Source organism: Citrobacter sp. 172116965, assembly GCF_013458095.1.
In the GTDB taxonomy this organism is placed as follows: Bacteria; Pseudomonadota; Gammaproteobacteria; order Enterobacterales; family Enterobacteriaceae; genus Citrobacter; species Citrobacter braakii.
Genome location: NZ_CP046673.1, coordinates 217,215 through 234,812 on the forward strand (window position 1 = coordinate 217,215; position 17,598 = coordinate 234,812).

The following is a 17,598-nucleotide window of genomic DNA, read 5'->3' on the forward strand; positions in this document are numbered from 1 at the left end:
GCTGCTAGGGGTCGCCATACAGACCGATGAGTCGGCGCACCACGCCATTGGTCCAGCCAAAGCCGTCCTGTAACGGATATTCTCCGCCGCCGCCTTCGCGCGGCGCGGCGTCGGCGATGTGGTATTTTTCGATAAGCTTGTGGTGTTCCTGATAAAAGAGATTCACCGTTTTCAACCAGTTACGGGCGATTTCATCCCCGAGATGGTCGTCGCCGTAAAGTTTGAAACCCTGGATCGCCATCCACTGCAGCGGCGCCCAGCCGTTGGGTTTATCCCATTGCTCACCCGTTTCATGCTCCGTGGCTAAAATCCCTCCGGGGGTAAGCAGGCGACTGCGGACCGCATTGGCAAGTCGGTCGGCTTGTTCATGCGTTGCCATGCCGACATACAGCGGCACAATACTGGCGGCAGAGAACAGGGCCATTTGTTCGCGCCGCCAGTCGTAATCGCGATAGCAGCCGTTTTCATCGTCCCAGAGATAGCGATTAACCGCATCGCGGCGGTCATTGGCTTTCTGGCGAAACTGCGCTTCAGTTTCTTTGTCGCCTTTCAGTGCGGAAATATTGGCGATAGTGCTCTCCAGCTTGTAGAGGAACGCGTTCAGATCAATAGGGATGAACTGAGTGGTGCGTATGCTGGCAAGACGGCCTGCATCGCGTAGCCAGCGCGAGGAGTAATCCCAGCCGGAGGCCGCGCCCGCGCGCAAATCCCGATACACTTCATTGGGTGGGCGACCCGAATGCTTGGCGGTCTCGACGTCTTCAAGCCACGACTCATCGCGCGGCGTATCACGATCGTCCCAATAGCGGTTGAGCAGGGAGCCGTCCGACATTCTGATCACGTGACGGTAGGCCTGGTTGAGTACCAGGGAATCTGCGCCATCCATCCAGAACGCGTACTCCATTTTTAGATGATCAAGGTAACGACGCGCACCGCGTACGCCATCCTCTTCAAACAGTTCGACCATCAGCGCAAAGACCGGCGGCTGCGAGCGACTCAGGTAGTAAGTACGGTTACCGTTCGGGATGTGACCATAGTTTTCAATCATCCAGGCAAAGTTATCCGCCATACATTTCAGCAGATCTTCGCGACCGCTCTCCGCCAGACCCAGCATGGTGAAGTAGGAATCCCAGTAGTAGGTTTCACTAAAACGTCCGCCGGGCACAATATATGACTGCGGTAACGCCAGCAGCGAGGACCAGGGAATGTGGTCCTGTGGTTCGCGCGTCAGCACCGGCCACAGTTGATCGATATGCTGTTTCAGCGAATTTGCCGGGTCAGAAACATATTCACTGGAGGGCGTTTCCGGGAGCCAGAAGTGGTTCTCGACGAAGCGTCGCAGATCAAAGTCGCGGTGGCGTTTAACCTTGCGATAGCGGATCAAAATATCCAGCGGATCCATTTTCGGCGCACAGTCGGGGAAGGTTTTGCTATCGGCAAACAGTTTCGACGACTGAACGTGTTCGAACAGCTCGAGGTAACGATCGGCGGGAGTTAACGCATCTGAAGCGGGTAACCCTTCAATCATCTCTGGTTCAGGCTCCGCCTCAATCATTTCATCCAGCTTTAACTCGCACGGATCCATTTCATAAAGCAGATCAATGTCGATCGTCATTTCTTCAGAAGGGACGTGGGGTAGTTTCTGGTTGAGCATAATGCGAAAGACCTCCGATGGACGTTGAAAGATTAAGGCTATTGCCCGCTCGTCAATTAAGCGTAGACATTCGCTTCGGTATCTGGTGAGTAAAGCGTGCGGTCGATCACATTTTAGTGCTGCGCAATATCCAAAAAATAAATCTATCCCAATGAAAATAATGAATAATTCCGAATTCTGCACAACCTGAGGATATTCTATTTTCAGAACATTCGATTGCAACGAGGTGTGAACACAACCTGGTAACGTTTAACTCTATAATAGGCACAGGCTATTCTATCGATAGTTCTCCTCCATGTAATTGCTTGATACTTATCAAAATAGTAATCCCCTCATTTCCTATGATGGTCAGGTCTGACAAAGACTGTCTATTAATTATTCTAATTTTCTGGGTCACAATAACTCACAACGGTGAGGGTAAAATAATGAAAATCATTACCCGTCTTACCGTGATTGCCATAGCTGGCGTCGCGATTTGTTATTTTGGATTATCCGGTTATGTGTGGTATCACGATAATCAACGGAGTAAACAGGCTGATGTTCAGGCCTCTACGCTGGAAGAAAATAATAAAGTACTAGGGTTCTTACGTGAAAAAGGATGCGATTATTGTCACACTCCTTCGGCTGAATTACCTTTCTATTCTTCTTTTCCCGTCGCTAAGCAGTTGATGAATTACGATATTCAACTGGGATACAAATCATTCAATCTGGAGGCCGTTCGTGCGGCGCTGGTCGCGGATAAACCCGTTTCGCAAAGCGATCTGAATAAAATTGAGTGGGTGATGCAATACGAGACCATGCCGCCGACGCGTTATACCGCACTGCACTGGGCTGGCAAGGTAAGCGATACGGAGCGAGCAGAGATCCTGGGCTGGATTGCGAAACAGCGTGAGCAGTACTACGCCAGTAACGATACTGCCACGCAGCATCGTAATGAACCTGTACAGCCGATACCGGAAAGCATCCCGACCGATGCCCGCAAAGTAGCGCTTGGTTTTACGCTTTACCATGACCCGCGTATTTCCGGCGATAGCACGATTTCTTGCGCGCACTGTCACGCCCTGAATGCGGGCGGCGTGGATGGCCGGAAAACGTCAATCGGTGTAGGCGGCGCGGTTGGCCCTATCAATGCGCCAACGGTATTTAACTCGGTCTTTAACGTTGAGCAATTCTGGGATGGCCGTGCGCCAACATTGCAGGCGCAGGCCGGTGGTCCACCGTTGAACCCTATCGAAATGGCGTCTAAATCCTGGGATGAAATTATCCAGAAACTGGACAAGGATCCGCAACTTAAGCAAGAGTTCATTGCCGTTTATCCGCAGGGATTCAGTGGGGATAATATTACCGATGCGATTGCTGAGTTTGAGAAAACGCTGATTACGCCAAATTCGCCGTTTGATAAATGGCTGCGTGGTGATGAAGCGGCCTTAACCGCTCAGCAAAAACATGGCTATCAGTTGTTTAAAGATAATAAGTGCGCGACCTGTCATGGCGGTATTATTTTAGGCGGACGTTCATTTGAGCCATTGGGGCTGAAAAAGGACTTTAATTTCGGCGAGGTCACTGCTGCAGATATTGGCCGCATGAACGTCACCAATGAATTACGTGACAAGCTGCGTCAGAAAGTCCCTGGATTGCGTAACGTTGCGCTGACTGCGCCTTATTTCCATCGCGGTGATGTGCCTACGCTCGACGGCGCGGTAAAACTTATGCTGCGTTATCAGGTGGGTAAAGAACTACCGCAGGAAGATATCGACGATATCGTGGCATTCCTCGAAAGCCTTAATGGGGTATATACACCGTATATGCAGGGTAAATAATGTCTCTCAGGTCCAGATTCGGACGTAAAAAAACCGACTTCACGTCGGTTTTTTTACGCTTCAGCCCGAGTTGGTGGTTCTGGCCGAAGTGAGAGTTCCATCATCTAACGCTTCAATCGTATTACCTTACCGGTAGTATTGCAAGAATACGCTGGTTGTTTTGATTAAAATAACTGTATACTTATCCAGTTAGCTCTGAAGCATTTTCATTCCGGACGCGCGCTAAACGCTTTCTAAGTCCTGATCGGCTGTACGGGTGGTGCCGTTGGCCGATGCTCTGGCCGGAGTGAGAGTTCCATCATCTAACACTGGGACATGCGCCGTGACAGGCAATGGATGAGTAAGCGGATGCATTCTCACTCCATCTGATGGAGAAAACGGGTGATTGATAAAGCAATCATCGTTCTGGGAGCGTTAATCGCGTTGCTGGAGCTGATCCGCTATCTGCTGCAACTGCTGAACTGATAGCGGAAACGTAACTAAGGGCAAAGAGCTAACCCCTCTTTGCCCTTTAACATTCCTGAAGCGCGATTAACGCATGGTGACAAACTCTTCAGATGCCGTTGGGTGAATGGCAACGGTGTTATCAAAGTCTTTCTTGGTTGCGCCCATTTTCAGAGCGACCGCGAAGCCTTGCAGCATTTCATCCATCCCAAAACCAATGCCATGAATACCGACAATCTTCTCTTCCGGACCGACGCAAACCAGCTTCATGCGGCACGGCTGACGGTGGGTGGTGACAGCGGTATACATCGCGGTAAACGATGATTTATACACTTTCACCTGATCATCGCCGTGCTGTTCGCGAGCCTGCTGCTCGGTCAGGCCCACGGTACCAATAGGCGGATGGCTGAAGACCACGGTCGGGATGTTGCTGTAGTCCAGATGTTCGTCCGGCTTGTTGTTAAACAGACGCTCGGACAGACGACGGCCCGCGGCAACGGCAACCGGCGTCAGCTCAACGGCCCCGGTGTTATCGCCGACGGCATAAATACCCGGCACGCTGGTGTTCTGGAATTTATCAACGACGATGTAGCCTTTTTCGTTGGTTTTCACGCCAGTAACCGCCAGGTTGAAGTTGTCGGTGGCAGGTTCACGACCGATCGCCCAAATCAGGCAATCTACCGTTTCGCTACGACCATCTTCCAGTTGCAGGGTCAGGCTACCATCAGCGTTTTTAACGACCGCTTTTGGAATCGCGTGAGTATGCAGAGCCGGGCCTTCGGCGTTCATCACCTCAACCAGCGTGTCGACGATCATTGGGTCGAAGCTGCGCAGCGGCGCGTGTTTACGCACGAACAGATGCGTTTGTGCACCCAGACCGTTAATTACGCCCGCCAGTTCAACGGCGATGTAGCCTGCGCCAACAACGGCTACGCGTTTTGGCAGCGCGGGCAGCTCAAAGAAACCGTCGGAGTCGATACCGTATTCCACACCCGGAATGCTCGGATGGCTCGGGCGACCACCGGTAGCAATCAAAATATGATCGGCAGTAATGGTTTCACCGTTCACTTCAATGGTTTTGGCATCCACAAAGCGGGCAAAGCCTTTAATCACATCGACATTATTTTTGCCCAGCACGTTGTCGTACGAGGTATGAATGCGATCAATATAAGCGGTGCGCGTGGCGATCAGTTTATCCCAATCGAATTTATTGATGGTGGTGTCGAAACCGTAATCCGGCCCGTACATGTGGATTGCTTCGCGGACCTGTGCGGCATGCCACATCACTTTTTTCGGTACGCAGCCAACGTTAACGCAGGTGCCGCCTAGCTCTTTAGCTTCAATCAGCGCGCATTTCTGGCCGTACATTGCTGCACGGTTAATGGAGGCAATACCACCGCTGCCGCCGCCAATAGCGATGTAATCATAGTGCTTGGTCATGACCGCTCCTTCATGTTCATTGTAGGGCGGAGAAGCGTTACGCCATCCGCCAAAATATTCGCGATTGTATACCTGAAATTAAAAGGTTCCACCGATGACTGCGATTACTCCGGCACGATCCAGCTTACCGACGTATGACCGGTTCCTGCCGGAACCAGTTTTGCTGTGCAACCACGGCAGGACACTGTTCATCTGCTGCTCCAGCTTCCACGGCGGGTTTATTACAATCATACCGGACGCCGTCATGCCGCTGATCGCTGTCCGGACGCACCGCCAGCTCAATCTGCAGAATTTTGCGGATACCGGTGTCTTCCAGGTCGTGGATCATGCGTTTGATTTGCTGGCGCAGAACTACCGGATACCACAGCGCATAGGTGCCGGTTGCGAAACGCTTATAGCCTTCGTTAATACCGGTCACCACCGCCTGGTAGTCGCTTTTGATTTCGTAGGGGGGATCGATAAGGATCAGCCCGCGACGGGAAACCGGCGGTAATTTTGCTTTTAGCTGCTGATAACCATCGGCTTTGGCCACGCGTGCGCGCTCATCTTTCTGGAATTCGCCGCGCAGCAAAGGAAAGTCGCTCGGGTGCAGTTCCGTTAATTGCAGGCTATCCTGTTCTCGCAGCAGCTGGCGAGCAATTAATGGAGAGCCGGGGTAGTAGCGCAGTTGGCCGCTACGGTTGAAGTGCTTCACCACGCCAATGTAGGGTTCCAGTTCGGCAGGCAAATCGTCCTGCTGCCAGATACGGGCGATCCCTTCCAGATATTCACCGGTACGTTCGGCATGCTCACTGCTCAGCTGATAACGGCCTGCGCCAGCATGGGTATCCAGATAGAGAAACGGTTTTTCTTTCTCTTTAAGCGATTCGATGATCAGGCTCTGGACGGTGTGTTTAAGGACGTCGGCGTGGTTGCCAGCGTGATAACTGTGGCGATAACTCAGCATGGGTAAACGTGTTCCAGGTTATAAACGTAGGCCCGAAAACAGCGCAATATCGGGCGAAAATAAAGCGTATCACCACAGTATACAGAAAAGTCGTCACTGCCGCGAAAGCGCAACGCCTGGCATTGAAATCCTCTACACTTAACCCCATTGTACAAATTAATATGCACAGCGCCGGATACGCGCTTCATTCACTCTTTTCAACAGGACCGCGCTAATGACCAATCCATTGCTGACCCCCTTCGAACTGCCGCCATTTTCTAAAATTCAGCCTGAGCACGTCGTGCCTGCCGTGACTAAGGCGCTGAACGATTGCCGCGAAAACGTTGAGCGAGTGGTTGCGCAGGGCGCGCCGTACACCTGGGAAAATCTTTGCCAGCCGTTGGCGGAAGTTGACGATGTGCTGGGGCGTATTTTCTCTCCGGTTAGCCACCTGAACTCGGTGAAGAATAGCCCGGAATTGCGCGAAGCCTACGAACAAACGCTGCCGCTGCTGTCTGAATACAGCACCTGGGTTGGGCAACATGAAGGTCTGTACAAAGCGTACCGCGACCTGCGTGACGGCGATCATTACGCCACCCTGAACACCGCACAGAAAAAAGCGGTCGATAACGCGCTGCGCGATTTTGAGCTTTCTGGTATTGGTCTGCCGAAGGAAAAACAGCTGCGCTATGGTGAGATTGCCACCCGCCTGTCTGAGCTGGGCAATCTCTACAGCAATAACGTCCTCGATGCCACGATGGGCTGGACTAAGCTGGTGACTGATGAAGCGGAACTCTCCGGCATGCCGGAAAGCGCGCTGGCGGCTGCAAAAGCCCAGGCTGATGCTAAACAGCAGGAAGGCTACCTGTTAACGCTGGATATCCCAAGCTACCTGCCGGTGATGACCTACTGTGATAACCAGGGGCTGCGTGAGGAGATGTATCGCGCTTACTCCACTCGCGCGTCTGATCAGGGGCCAAACGCTGGTAAATGGGACAACAGCCCGATAATGGAAGAGATCCTCGCGCTGCGCCACGAGCTGGCACAGCTGCTGGGCTTTGAAAGCTACGCTTTTAAATCTCTGTCCACCAAAATGGCGGAAAACCCGCAGCAGGTACTCGACTTCCTGACGGGCCTGGCGAAACGTGCCCGTCCTCAGGGCGAGAAAGAGCTGGCTCAACTGCGCGCCTTCGCGAAAGCGGAATTTGGTGTCGATGAGCTGCAGCCGTGGGATATCGCTTACTACAGCGAGAAACAAAAACAGCACCTCTATAGCATCAGCGACGAGCAGCTGCGTCCATACTTCCCGGAAAACAAAGCCGTTAACGGCCTGTTTGAAGTGGTTAAACGTATTTACGGTATTACTGCTAAAGAGCGCACTGATGTTGACGTCTGGCACCAGGAAGTACGTTTCTTCGAACTGTATGACGAAAACAACGAACTGCGCGGCAGTTTCTATCTTGACCTGTATGCCCGTGAACATAAACGTGGCGGGGCGTGGATGGACGACTGCGTCGGCCAGATGCGTAAAGCCGACGGTACGCTGCAAAAGCCTGTTGCCTACCTGACCTGTAACTTTAACCGCCCGGTGAACGGCAAACCCGCGCTGTTTACCCACGATGAAGTGATCACCCTGTTCCACGAGTTCGGCCACGGTCTGCACCATATGCTGACCCGTATCGAAACCGCCGGTGTTTCAGGTATCAACGGCGTGCCGTGGGATGCGGTCGAACTGCCGAGCCAGTTTATGGAAAACTGGTGCTGGGAGCCCGAAGCGCTGGCATTTATCTCTGGTCACTTTGAGACCGGTGAGCCGCTGCCCAAGGAGTTGCTGGATAAAATGCTGGCGGCGAAAAATTACCAGGCGGCGCTGTTTATTCTGCGTCAACTGGAGTTTGGCCTGTTTGATTTCCGTCTGCATGCGGAGTTTAACCCACAGCAAGGGGCGAAAATCCTCGAAACGCTGGCGGAAATTAAAAAGCAGGTCGCCGTGGTGCCGGGACCAACGTGGGGCCGCTTCCCGCATGCCTTCAGCCACATTTTTGCTGGTGGCTATGCGGCGGGTTACTACAGCTACCTGTGGGCCGACGTGCTGGCGGCGGATGCATTCTCTCGCTTTGAAGATGAAGGGATTTTCAACCGTCAAACCGGACAATCGTTCCTCGATAACATTCTCACCCGTGGTGGTTCTGAAGAGCCGATGGAACTGTTCAAGCGCTTCCGTGGCCGTGAGCCGCAACTGGATGCAATGCTGGAGCATTACGGGATTAAAGGCTGATTATTCACGTGAAAATCTGCTTAGTAGATGAAACAGGCGCCGGAGACGGCGCCTTATCTGTTCTTGCCGCCCGCTGGAATCTTACGCACGATGAAGATAACCTGATGGCGCTGGTGATGACACCGGAACATCTGGAACTGCGCAAACGTGATGAGCCCAAACTCGGCGGTATCTTCGTGGATTTCGTTGGCGGTGCGATGGCCCATCGGCGCAAATTTGGCGGTGGTCGCGGCGAAGCGGTGGCGAAGGCGGTTGGCATTAAAGGCGATTACCTGCCGGATGTGGTTGATGCGACTGCAGGGCTGGGGCGCGATGCGTTTGTGCTGGCCTCAGTAGGCTGCCGCGTGCGAATGCTGGAACGTAACCCGGTCGTGGCGGCGCTGTTGGATGATGGCCTGGCGCGAGGGTATGCTGACCCGGAAATCGGTCCGTGGCTGCAGGAACGTTTGCAACTGATCCACGCTTCAAGCCTGACGGCGTTAACCGATATCACGCCGCGTCCGCAGGTGGTGTACCTCGACCCGATGTTCCCGCATAAGCAGAAAAGCGCGCTGGTGAAAAAAGAGATGCGCGTGTTTCAGTCGTTGGTGGGGCCGGACCTGGATGCGGATGGGCTGCTGGATCCTGCGCGTCAGCTAGCCACTAAACGTGTGGTAGTGAAGCGCCCGGATTACGCACCGCCGCTGGCGGATGTCGCCACGCCGAACGCGGTAGTTACGAAAGGGCATCGGTTTGATATTTACGCGGGGACTCCTGAATAGCCTTTCCACTTAACTCGATCGTGGGTGGTGGTCATCATAATGCTCCCAAATCTTCGGATGTTGGCGCTTATTTAAAAATAAGCGCCAATGATATTAGCTTATTCACCTAAACCATTTTCGATTTCGGCGCTAAGTTTTTGTAATGCAATTTGGGCATCTTCACCCAGGAATACGATATTGACTTCATGGCCTTTTTTTATACCCAGGGACATGAGAGCCATTAGACTCTTTGCATTTACGTATTTATCACTTCTTGCAAGATTTGCGATCTTAACTTCACATTTAAAGGGTTTTAATGTCGCAACCAGGTTTGCTCCTGGACGAGCATGTAGACCATGCTCATTTTTTATGATGAAACGAGCATTGCAATTGGCATCAGGCATCATAATTAACACTGTGTCGTTGGAATTAAATTTTCAGCATCCAGCGCTAAATATTGCTGTGCAACATTAAGCGTCACAGGGTGATTTTTAGGTAAGCCAATGATTTCGGCAGCGGTAGTCAGCAATCCCATTCGTTGCATTTTCTGTTGCAGTTTGACAGAGGCTTGATCGTCTTCGGCATAATAAGCAAGGCCGCAAGCGATCGCTTTTGTGAGGGGGGTGTAATCGAGGTCGTGTTTAAGACAAAGTTGCACTACACCCATTAAGCGATCCTGATAAGCCAATTTCCGAATAGGATCATAGGCGACACGATGAATCGAATCCGGGAGTTCGTTTTTAGCTTTAGGTAAGTACTCCAGATCTTTTAATGCTTCACGCGTGATTTGTGGGTATTCGGTCATTACCGCAGTAATTGTGACATCGTGTACCGCATTGGCCAAATCTGAAACCTGAGGATCGGCTGAGGCATCAGGAATGGTTTTGTAACCTTTCAGGTGTCCATACCAGGCGGTAGTAGCGTGAGGGCCATTGATGGTAAATACTTTGATGTCTTTAAGCATTTCCAGATGTTCGCGTGGCTCTAGCCATTCCACACCACTGATGTCGTTATAAAGAGGAGTTTGAATGATCAATGAGGCAACGGCGGTGCTGTCTATCTGGGTTGCGTAGTGCGTTTTGGCATCGGTGGAGCGTCTGACAATTGAGTCGCGGATCGCTACGTGGGTGTCGAACCATTGACGCGCTTCAGCAGATGGGATTGCGTCACGGTACCAGCCTTCAATATCTTTAATAATATGATTTTTATTTGTCAGGCAAATTAATGACATTTTTTTGTTTGGGTCAATATGATATTGATGCTCAAAACATTTGCCAAGATACTGAGCGGATTCTGCAAAATCCTCTGGATAAAGTGGACACATAATGACAGACGACTCAATAAAGTCATTCATGACAGAATAGTTGTCATCGGTCAAAAAAGCATTAAAGTTGGTGATCTCGTGTAAAATGATGTCATCAGTACGAAAAACCTGAACGGTATATTTGTTTTCACGGTTCAGTTCATCAATAACTCTTTGGTCTTTATCCAGAAATGTTATATCCCAGCCAGCATTGTCAAATGTTTCGCCCACAAAGCCTTTACCAAGGCGGCCAGCGCCTATAATTAATACGCGTTTCATTATAACTCCTCATATTATTAGATATCCTTGCTCGTGAATATATGATTTATATCCTTGAGTGAGGACACCACGAAATTAGATCTGGTCTCAAGTTTTTCTTCGGTTACAAGAATGGCAACTTCATTAGAGACTTCAGCCATTTTTTGTTTGGTATAACACTCATCCAGATCGGGAATAGTTACACCGACTTCACTGTCAACATGCGCAACACCCATAAAGTATATATCCGGGCGAATAGCATTTAATTCGCGAATAGTTTCAGCACCAATTAAAACCAAAGAGTTTTTATAAAGCCTGCCCCCTAATCCTATAACCTCTACATTCTTGTAATCACTTAATAAATGCAGAATAGGGATGTTATTAGAAACAACAGTGCATTTTAAATCTTTGGGTATTAGCTTTATGAGTTCGTAGTTAGTTGTTCCTCCGTCAATTAAAATGACGCTATTTTCTTTAATTAAATGTACGGCTTTCTTTGCCAGCTTTACTTTCTCATTGGTGTTCAGATCCTGCCGGACATTAAACTCAGTGATGGCAGGCCCGACGCGTATTGCGCCACTATGAACACGATGAATTACTCCTTGATTCGCAAGCTCATTTAAGTCGCGTCTTATGGTGTCCTCAGAAACCTTAAGACGCTCACTTAATTTACTGACAACAATCTTTTTCTCTTTCTCAAGTATTTGAAGAATAATATCTTGTCTTGCCGCTTTCATCGTAATGACTCATTTTATTCAGAGAATAATGAGTATATCTTAGATGTTTAGCACTTGTAAAATATATTCTATAGAGTTAGCGGTTCGTAATGCCTGAACATTCTTTTCTTCAATGCAAATTAAGGCGATTTTATTTAACAAGTCCATATGTTCGCCTTCTTTACCCGCGATACCTATGGTTATATAGGCAGTATTTCCATCACCAAAGTCTATACCGTCAGGAAACTGTACTAAAGAAATGCCTGACTTAATGATTTCGCAATCTGAACCATCCGTACCATGTGGTATTGCTAAACCATTGCCTAAATAAGTTGAAACAATCTCCTCTCTGAGTTTCATTCTCTGAACGTATTTATCTGTCACATAGCCATTCATTTTCAGAATATTTCCAGTAAGGGTTATAGCTTCAAATTTATCGTTGGCATGTGCATTAAGAATAATGTTCTCGGGGATAAAGATGTCACTCATGCTGGCACCTCTTCATGGTTTTCATGATTATGCGATTTTATAAACGCAACTGTTTCGTCATAATCACTCAACTTAATAAAGTTATTAACGGTCATAAACACAGTATCGGTGTTTTCACAGCTTAATTTTGCGCGCTCAAGGAGCCCAGATAAAGTAATTACCATATCGTAGTCTCTACCCACTCGGTTTGCTGAATCGTTAATAACCTTAATATAGCCGAGCCCTTCTTCTTGTAGTCGTTTACGTAGAACAGAAGCGCCCATTGCGCTAGAACCCATCCCGGAATCACATGCGACCAATATACGTTGCACCTTTTTTACGCTGGTATTGGATAAGCCTGGGACAAAATCAGCCACAGATTTAACCTGACGCCCGCCGACAGTCACTGGGCTTTCATCATCATCTTCTGAACCGGGGCTGATTTTAAGTATTAACCAGCCCAGCGCGCATGACACGATAAATCCTGCGCTGATGGACACCAGATTGGCAACGATGGCGCTTTTCGGCGTCATCATGGCGATAGCGATTAAACTGCCTGGAGATGCAACGCCGATCAACCCGCCTTCCATGATGACTTGTAAGAATAAGGAGACGGCAAGTCCTCCCATTGTGGCGAATACCAGTAATGGATTTGCCAGCACAAACGGAAAATAGACTTCACCGATCCCCGCTATACCTGCAATAAACATCGCCATCGGTGCTGTTTTCTTCGCGCGTCCACGTCCAAACAGGGCTATCGCCATTAATGTTCCGAGCAGTGGGCCATTATTGGTATCTACCAGGAACATGATTGATTTACCCAGTTCGGGAACCTGGGCGAAACCAATTGGTGCGAGAATGCCGTGGTTAACCACATTATTCAGGAACAGAACCTGAGCGGGCGCCATAAACACTGACAGTAAAGGGAGTAAATTATTGCTGGTACACCAGTTTACCCCTGACGTGATAATGACAATCAGCAGGCGGATAACCGGCCCAACGGTCATATAGGCGAAAATAGCGCATATCAGGCCAATAATTCCGAGACTGAAATTATTGACGAACATTTCAAATCCCGGCTTAATTTTGTCCTGCACTTTTTGGTCAAATTTCTTCAACAGCCAGGAAGAGAGTGGCCCCATGACCATCGCCCCACTGATCATCGTGATTTCTGACCCGACGATAACGCCCATTGTCGCGAATGCAGCAATGACCCCTCCACGTTGACCGTGGATGTTATATCCTGCGGTATAGCCAATCAGTAATGGAAAAAGGTAATTTAGGATTGGGCCAACCATTTCACCTAATTTTTCATTAGGGAACCAGCCATTAGGGATAAAGATGGCGGCCATTAAACCCCATCCCACAAACGCTCCCAGATTCGGCATAACCATGCCGCTCATAACTCCACCAAACTTTCTAATTTTTGCTAACGCAGGGCTATTGGCAATTCGACTGTTCCCCATGGTCGGCTCCATTCTTATATTGATGAGTGATTAATGATGCGATTTACCGCCGGTAATATTGATTACGGACCCGGTGATATAAGAAGAATGATCGGAAACCAGGAAAGAGATCAGGTCGGCAATCTCGGTAATGACTCCAACTTATTGATAGTGTTTTATGTTCAGATAATGCCCGATGACTTTGTCATGCAGCTCCACCGATTTTGAGAACGACAGCGACTTCCGTCCCAGCCGTGCCAGGTGCTGCCTCAGATTCAGGTTATGCCGCTCAATTCGCTGCGTATATCGCTTGCTGATTACGTGCAGCTTTCCCTTCAGGCGGGATTCATACAGCGGCCAGCCATCCGTCATCCATATCACCACGTCAAAGGGTGACAGCAGGCTCATAAGACGCCCCAGCGTCGCCATAGTGCGTTCACCGAATACGTGCGCAACAACCGTCTTCCGGAGCCTGTCATACGCGTAAAACAGCCAGCGCTGGCGCGATTTAGCCCCGACGTATCCCCACTGTTCGTCCATTTCCGCGCAGACGATGACGTCACTGCCCGGCTGTATGCGCGAGGTTACCGACTGCGGCCTGAGTTTTTTAAATGGCGGAAAATCGTGTTGAGGCCAACGCCCATAATGCGGGCGGTTGCCCGGCATCCAACGCCATTCATGGCCATATCAATGATTTTCTGGTGCGTACCGGGTTGAGAAGCGGTGTAAGTGAACTGCAGTTGCCATGTTTTACGGCAGTGAGAGCAGAGATAGCGCTGATGTCCGGCGGTGCTTTTGCCGTTACGCACCACCCCGTCAGTAGCTGAACAGGAGGGACAGCTGATAGAAACAGAAGCCACTGGAGCACCTCAAAAACACCATCATACACTAAATCAGTAAGTTGGCAGCATCACCGGCAATCTCTTCAAGTTTCCCCGGACGACCAAGAGGAATAATGCCTTTATAGTCTTTATGAACATGATTTGGATCGGTTCCTCGTGTGTAAGCCAGCGCCCGGAAATTGGCTTCGCTGTTCATTGGCGTTGGTACATTGATGGCTGGCTCAACGCTAACAACGCGCACATTGTGGGGGCCCAACTCTTTCGCCCATGAAAATGTGAAGGCGTTAACGGCGGCTTTCGTTGCGGAATAGCAGCTCTGCCCGCGTGAACCCTGAACACCAGCTTCGGAAGTCATATTGATAATGACGCCGGATTCTTGTTCGACCATCTGGCGCCCAATGGACTGCGATACCAGAAAAACAGCTTTCTGGTTAACATTGACCATAAAGTCGAAATCATCTTCGCTCAGTTCATATTCTGGTTTTTCTTTAAATACATCGACTAACAGGCGTGGACGGCTGACACCCGCATTGTTGACTAAACCGTCTATATGACCAAACCTCTTTACCACTGAGGCCGTGAGCTGCTCAACTTCTGTTTTTTTGGTCACATCGCATTTGATGAAGATGATGTCGTCGAACTGGCTGAAGTTTTTATTGGGTGATAAATCGGCATAAACCACGGTTGCACCGTTGGCGTAGAGATTCTCAACCATTTTTTCACCCAGGCCCATACTGCCACCCGTCACGACCACGACTTTACCGGAAAGATCCAACCACTTTGTTGCTTGATCCATTTACGTTCTCCCACTTTTCACGATTGACTGACAGCAGCTGCCTGGGTATTTGACATTCGATGCCCGCAGCATATTGTTTACATGTTGATGCGGTTTTTTGCGTGTTTATAATCTATGCGCAGAAAAACGCATTGCCTACGAAGATCGTTGATTTTTGCGATGCTAATCACAGGATACATTTTAAATTCTTTTAATTCAGTTGGTTGATTATATTTCTTGTGTTTTGCGTAAAGGATCGCATTTGTGGTGTGTACGATTGTTAATCGATTCATTGATGCGTTTATTTGCGCGTTTGCTTTTTTAATGCGTCTTTATGCGTGATTAAAATTGAGGGGAATAATTGATAAAGAAGCATGTATATAATTGATGGGGCATTGCTGGGGAGGTTGTATGGCACTGGCGACTTCCTGACAGAGTGATTGTCCGTCAGGAAGACTATGTTTACTGGAGGTTAGACAAACGGTGCGTATGGGTCAGCCATCTCAAATGCGACGGCTCTTTCCGCTTTCGGCGGATAAATCAGTTCACTGACAATCGATACTTTCAGTTTCTTCGCTTCTGCGCGAGTGAGTTTGACCTGCTGATCCCATCCTTCGGTATACACCGCGCCCCACGCGCCGAGATCCAGACAGGTGACGTACATCTCCTGACGGTACGGTGAAGGTTCTACACCCAGCAGGCTTGCAGCGGCGTTATTACCGGCAAATTTACCCAACAAAATAGCGTGCTGGCAGGTCATTAACGCATGGTTGCCTTTGTCATCGGTGGCGGCGTAGGCCACATCGCCAGTGGCGTAGATATCATCATGACCCACGACCTGCAGATTGGCATTCACATGCAGGCGGCCCTGTCGATCGCGCGGGGCGTTAATCTGTGCTGTCAGGCTGTTGGCCTGCACGCCGACGGTCCAGATAACTGTTTGAGAGGCAATAACCTGCCCATCTTTCAGCGTTACGCCCCCGGCATCCACGCTTTCTACTTCTGCATTTACCAACCATTCGATGCCCAGTTCAGCGGAGGCTTTGATTATCACGTCGCGTAATTCCTGGCTCCAGCGCCCGGCAGGCTGAGCACCGCGCTCAACTACGACCACTCTGGTCTTAGCATCGGCACCCAGAATCTCACGCAGACGACCAGGTAATTCCAGCGCCATCTCAATCCCGGTAAAGCCGCCGCCACAGACCACCACCGTATTGCGAGCCTCACTTTCCGGCTGTAATGCCAGGTCTGTAATGTGCTGCTCCAGTGCGGTGGCGCTCTCGAGCTGGTCGAGGTCAAACGCATGCTCGGCTGCACCGACAACGGCGTCGCGGTTAACGTGACTCCCGCTGGCGAGTACCAGGCGGTCGTAGCGGCGCAGATGAATTTCTCCGTTGGCATCTTTCCAGCTCACCTCTTTAGAGTCCGGGATGATCTGCTCGACGTGACCTTGCAGGAAGTTGACGCCGGTAACGTCAAACAAGGGTTGCAGCGGGGCGACCAGGGTTTGTACGGCGCGTTCATAAAAGCGTGGGCGGACACGCAGCTCTGGCTGTGGTGCAATTACTGTAATATCAATGGCCTGCTGATATTTATCCGCCAGTCGTGCGGCGCTTAATGCTGCCCACATACCGGCAAAGCCGGCGCCCACGATCAGAATTCGTTTACGCATTGGGGGGTTCTCTCTGGTGACTATGAATAATTTACTCGGATTTTATTTGTCGGAGTTAAGAATTGCAATGCGATCAGGATCCTTTTTGTCCTGATGTCGTAGGGTGTTTTATTATCTATTTGATAAATATATGATTAAAGTTTTTATATAAATATGGGTTGTGCTGCTGTCTGGAATGAATGAGACGAAAAAGCTACAATTAACTCAGATTCATTTTGGCTGAGATAAGAGAATGGCATTTTACAGTTCCGGGGTTGAGTACGGCATTCATAGCCTGATGTGTATGGTCGACAGCAAGGGCGACGCGCGGGATATGAGCGTGCGGGAAATTGCCGAGCTGCAAAGCGTGCCGTACGACTACCTGGCGAAAATTTTCACCCGTTTGTCGAAAGCGGGCCTGGTGCGCAGCATTGAGGGAAAGGGCGGCGGTTTCCAGTTGGCTAAACCTGCTGAACACATTACGGTGCTGGACGTGGTGAATGCCATTGATGGCGATAAGCGCATCTTTGAGTGTCGTGAAATTCGCCAGCGGCTGGCGGTATTTGAGGAGCATCCGCCGGAGTGGGCCTGTGAAGGCATTTGTGGTGTGCGCTCGGTAATGGATATGGCTCAGCAGCGAATGGAAGAAGCGCTCGGTCAGCATACGATTCTGGATTTGGCGCGCAAAATGTACCGCAAAGCGCCGGACACTTTTGTGGTCGAAGTTCAGGAGTGGATTAACGCGCGCAAAGGGTAGCGATTGAGAATGCCCGGTGCTCATCCTCGGTGAGAAGCGCTTTCCGCTGGCGTGATAAGACCGAAGTCTTAATCAACGCAAT

General features: G+C 50.0%; 16 protein-coding genes and 1 pseudogene. 5 read left to right on the top strand and 12 right to left on the bottom strand.

The window, feature by feature from the left end; genetic code table 11:
* Positions 1-4: 4 nt before the first annotated feature.
* A complete protein-coding gene (locus GPJ68_RS01025) occupies positions 5-1,654 on the bottom strand; it encodes an alpha,alpha-trehalase (RefSeq protein ID WP_104651755.1) in 1,650 nt (549 codons plus the stop codon).
* Between the two features lie 425 nt (positions 1,655-2,079).
* Here GPJ68_RS01025 and GPJ68_RS01030 point away from each other — a divergent pair, with 425 nt between their 5' ends.
* Together GPJ68_RS01030 and dinQ are read left to right on the top strand one after the other, a co-directional pair.
* Entirely contained in the window at positions 2,080-3,474 is a 1,395-nt protein-coding gene (locus GPJ68_RS01030; RefSeq protein ID WP_016157700.1) for a cytochrome-c peroxidase, read from the top strand.
* Positions 3,475-3,855: 381 nt separating this feature from the next.
* Entirely contained in the window at positions 3,856-3,939 is an 84-nt protein-coding gene (gene dinQ, locus GPJ68_RS01035; RefSeq protein ID WP_003837776.1) for a damage-inducible type I toxin DinQ, read from the top strand.
* A gap of 66 nt (positions 3,940-4,005) precedes the next feature.
* Here the strand turns inward: dinQ and gorA are convergent, their stop codons facing one another.
* A complete protein-coding gene (gorA, locus tag GPJ68_RS01040; RefSeq protein WP_019078096.1) occupies positions 4,006-5,358 on the bottom strand; it encodes a glutathione-disulfide reductase in 1,353 nt (450 codons plus the stop codon).
* 104 nt (positions 5,359-5,462) lie between these two features.
* Positions 5,463-6,304, bottom strand: a pseudogene (locus GPJ68_RS01045) (23S rRNA (adenine(2030)-N(6))-methyltransferase RlmJ).
* Between the two features lie 214 nt (positions 6,305-6,518).
* On the opposite strand from GPJ68_RS01045, the gene prlC reads away from it, so the two are divergent.
* Both prlC and rsmJ read left to right on the top strand, forming a co-directional pair.
* Positions 6,519-8,561, top strand: a complete 2,043-nt coding sequence (gene prlC / locus GPJ68_RS01050) for an oligopeptidase A (protein ID WP_104652229.1) — start codon at positions 6,519-6,521, stop codon at positions 8,559-8,561.
* Positions 8,562-8,569: 8 nt separating this feature from the next.
* Positions 8,570-9,322, top strand: a complete 753-nt coding sequence (gene rsmJ / locus GPJ68_RS01055; protein ID WP_104652228.1) for a 16S rRNA (guanine(1516)-N(2))-methyltransferase RsmJ — start codon at positions 8,570-8,572, stop codon at positions 9,320-9,322.
* A 98-nt stretch (positions 9,323-9,420) separates the two neighbouring features.
* Here rsmJ and GPJ68_RS01060 read toward each other — a convergent pair whose 3' ends face one another.
* From GPJ68_RS01060 to GPJ68_RS01100, 9 genes are all read right to left on the bottom strand, one after another.
* Positions 9,421-9,708, bottom strand: a complete 288-nt coding sequence (locus tag GPJ68_RS01060; RefSeq protein WP_029139725.1) for an HPr family phosphocarrier protein — start codon at positions 9,706-9,708, stop codon at positions 9,421-9,423.
* Positions 9,709-9,710: 2 nt separating this feature from the next.
* Positions 9,711-10,883, bottom strand: coding sequence for a mannitol dehydrogenase (locus GPJ68_RS01065; protein ID WP_104652227.1), 1,173 nt, complete (start codon positions 10,881-10,883; stop codon positions 9,711-9,713).
* Positions 10,884-10,900: 17 nt separating this feature from the next.
* The gene (locus tag GPJ68_RS01070) at positions 10,901-11,599 is read right to left on the bottom strand and encodes a DeoR/GlpR family DNA-binding transcription regulator (RefSeq protein WP_016157694.1); all 699 of its coding nucleotides are present in this window, start codon (positions 11,597-11,599) and stop codon (positions 10,901-10,903) included.
* Between the two features lie 39 nt (positions 11,600-11,638).
* Positions 11,639-12,067 (bottom strand): PTS sugar transporter subunit IIA, encoded by a 429-nt coding sequence (locus tag GPJ68_RS01075; protein ID WP_016157693.1) that lies wholly within the window; start codon positions 12,065-12,067, stop codon positions 11,639-11,641.
* On the bottom strand, positions 12,064-13,524 hold the full coding sequence (locus GPJ68_RS01080) for a PTS mannitol transporter subunit IICB (RefSeq protein WP_233896670.1): 1,461 nt from the start codon (positions 13,522-13,524) through the stop codon (positions 12,064-12,066). The genes GPJ68_RS01075 and GPJ68_RS01080 overlap by 4 nt, the downstream gene beginning before the upstream one ends.
* 18 nt (positions 13,525-13,542) lie before the next feature.
* Positions 13,543-13,644 (bottom strand): hypothetical protein, encoded by a 102-nt coding sequence (locus GPJ68_RS01085; RefSeq protein ID WP_304653860.1) that lies wholly within the window; start codon positions 13,642-13,644, stop codon positions 13,543-13,545.
* A 9-nt stretch (positions 13,645-13,653) separates the two neighbouring features.
* A protein-coding gene (locus tag GPJ68_RS01090) for an IS1-like element IS1B family transposase (protein WP_095033700.1) occupies positions 13,654-14,351 on the bottom strand; the annotation gives its coding sequence in 2 pieces (ribosomal slippage) (positions 13,654-14,102 and positions 14,102-14,351; 699 coding nt in all).
* 28 nt (positions 14,352-14,379) lie between these two features.
* Positions 14,380-15,129, bottom strand: coding sequence for a sorbitol-6-phosphate dehydrogenase subunit (locus GPJ68_RS01095; protein ID WP_180837080.1), 750 nt, complete (start codon positions 15,127-15,129; stop codon positions 14,380-14,382).
* A gap of 451 nt (positions 15,130-15,580) precedes the next feature.
* Entirely contained in the window at positions 15,581-16,780 is a 1,200-nt protein-coding gene (locus GPJ68_RS01100) for an NAD(P)/FAD-dependent oxidoreductase (protein ID WP_104652226.1), read from the bottom strand.
* A gap of 232 nt (positions 16,781-17,012) precedes the next feature.
* On the opposite strand from GPJ68_RS01100, the gene GPJ68_RS01105 reads away from it, so the two are divergent.
* A complete protein-coding gene (locus GPJ68_RS01105) occupies positions 17,013-17,516 on the top strand; it encodes an Rrf2 family transcriptional regulator (protein WP_016154877.1) in 504 nt (167 codons plus the stop codon).
* The last annotated feature ends 82 nt before the right edge of the window (positions 17,517-17,598 follow it).

What these genes read in the sequence shown, in the direction of transcription:
- gorA (WP_019078096.1), bottom strand. Translation starts at nt 5,358, where the DNA reads ATGACCAAGCACTATGATTACATCGCTATTGGCGGCGGCAGCGGTGGT.
- GPJ68_RS01070 (WP_016157694.1), bottom strand. Translation starts at nt 11,599, where the DNA reads ATGAAAGCGGCAAGACAAGATATTATTCTTCAAATACTTGAGAAAGAG.
- GPJ68_RS01060 (WP_029139725.1), bottom strand. Translation starts at nt 9,708, where the DNA reads ATGATGCCTGATGCCAATTGCAATGCTCGTTTCATCATAAAAAATGAG.
- GPJ68_RS01030 (WP_016157700.1), top strand. Translation starts at nt 2,080, where the DNA reads ATGAAAATCATTACCCGTCTTACCGTGATTGCCATAGCTGGCGTCGCG.
- GPJ68_RS01095 (WP_180837080.1), bottom strand. Translation starts at nt 15,129, where the DNA reads ATGGATCAAGCAACAAAGTGGTTGGATCTTTCCGGTAAAGTCGTGGTC.
- GPJ68_RS01100 (WP_104652226.1), bottom strand. Translation starts at nt 16,780, where the DNA reads ATGCGTAAACGAATTCTGATCGTGGGCGCCGGCTTTGCCGGTATGTGG.
- GPJ68_RS01080 (WP_233896670.1), bottom strand. Translation starts at nt 13,524, where the DNA reads ATGGAGCCGACCATGGGGAACAGTCGAATTGCCAATAGCCCTGCGTTA.
- GPJ68_RS01105 (WP_016154877.1), top strand. Translation starts at nt 17,013, where the DNA reads ATGGCATTTTACAGTTCCGGGGTTGAGTACGGCATTCATAGCCTGATG.
- GPJ68_RS01075 (WP_016157693.1), bottom strand. Translation starts at nt 12,067, where the DNA reads ATGAGTGACATCTTTATCCCCGAGAACATTATTCTTAATGCACATGCC.
- prlC (WP_104652229.1), top strand. Translation starts at nt 6,519, where the DNA reads ATGACCAATCCATTGCTGACCCCCTTCGAACTGCCGCCATTTTCTAAA.
- GPJ68_RS01065 (WP_104652227.1), bottom strand. Translation starts at nt 10,883, where the DNA reads ATGAAACGCGTATTAATTATAGGCGCTGGCCGCCTTGGTAAAGGCTTT.
- GPJ68_RS01025 (WP_104651755.1), bottom strand. Translation starts at nt 1,654, where the DNA reads ATGCTCAACCAGAAACTACCCCACGTCCCTTCTGAAGAAATGACGATC.